This is a genomic window from Halomonas terrestris (assembly GCF_049166755.1).
Classification (GTDB): domain Bacteria; phylum Pseudomonadota; class Gammaproteobacteria; order Pseudomonadales; family Halomonadaceae; genus Halomonas.
Window position 1 is genome coordinate 1 of record NZ_JBMHFZ010000056.1, and the last position, 1,275, is coordinate 1,275.

Annotated in this window: 1 rRNA gene; it reads right to left on the reverse strand. The window is 53.9% G+C overall.

Annotated features, from left to right (window positions below):
* A 23S ribosomal RNA gene (locus tag ACOMD9_RS21085) occupies window positions 1–1,153 on the reverse strand; the annotation flags it as partial.
* Window positions 1,154–1,275: the final 122 nt, after the last annotated feature.

Genomic DNA, 1,275 nt, shown 5'->3' on the forward strand with positions numbered 1-1,275 from the left:
CCGTAGCTTCGGTACCTGGTTTGAGCCCCGTTACATCTTCCGCGCAGGCCGACTCGACTAGTGAGCTATTACGCTTTCTTTAAAGGATGGCTGCTTCTAAGCCAACCTCCTAGCTGTCTGAGCCTTCCCACATCGTTTCCCACTTAACCAGGATTTGGGGACCTTAGCTGACGGTCTGGGTTGTTTCCCTTTTCACGACGGACGTTAGCACCCGCCGTGTGTCTCCCACGCTTGCACTCACCGGTATTCGGAGTTTGCCTCGGGTTGGTAAGTCGGGATGACCCCCTAGCCGAAACAGTGCTCTACCCCCGGCGGTGATACGTGAGGCGCTACCTAAATAGCTTTCGAGGAGAACCAGCTATCTCCGGGCTTGATTAGCCTTTCACTCCGATCCACAAGTCATCCAAATCTTTTTCAACAGATCCTGGTTCGGTCCTCCAGTTGATGTTACTCAACCTTCAACCTGCTCATGGATAGATCGCCCGGTTTCGGGTCTATTTCCAGCGACTGGTCGCCCAGTTAAGACTCGGTTTCCCTACGCCTCCCCTATACGGTTAAGCTCGCCACTGAAAATAAGTCGCTGACCCATTATACAAAAGGTACGCGGTCACCGAACAAGTCGGCTCCCACTGCTTGTACGCATACGGTTTCAGGATCTATTTCACTCCCCTCTCCGGGGTTCTTTTCGCCTTTCCCTCACGGTACTGGTTCACTATCGGTCAGCCAGGAGTATTTAGCCTTGGAGGATGGTCCCCCCATGTTCAGTCAAGGTTTCACGTGCCCCGACCTACTCGATTTCACCGGATCAGATTTTCGACTACGGGGCTATCACCCACTATGGCGGTGTTTCCCAACACCTTCGTCTAATCAGTCACCGGCTTAAGGGCTGGTCCCCGTTCGCTCGCCGCTACTGGGGGAATCTCGGTTGATTTCTTTTCCTCGGGGTACTTAGATGTTTCAGTTCCCCCGGTTCGCCTCCTGACACCTATGGATTCAGTGCAGGATACCCCGCTTGTGCGGGGTGGGTTTCCCCATTCAGAAATGCCCGGGTCACAGGTCGTTTGCCACCTCGCCGAGCCTTATCGCAGGCTTCCACGTCTTTCATCGCCTCTGGCTGCCTAGGCATCCACCGTATGCGCTTAATCGCTTGACCATATAACCCCAAGAGGTCTGGTCCGCGATCGCGACGACAATTGCCGGATACGCTTGAGACGTATCTCGCGTCTCTTCCTCTCGGAAGAAACTTGTCAGCATGATTCACATTGTTAAAGAGCA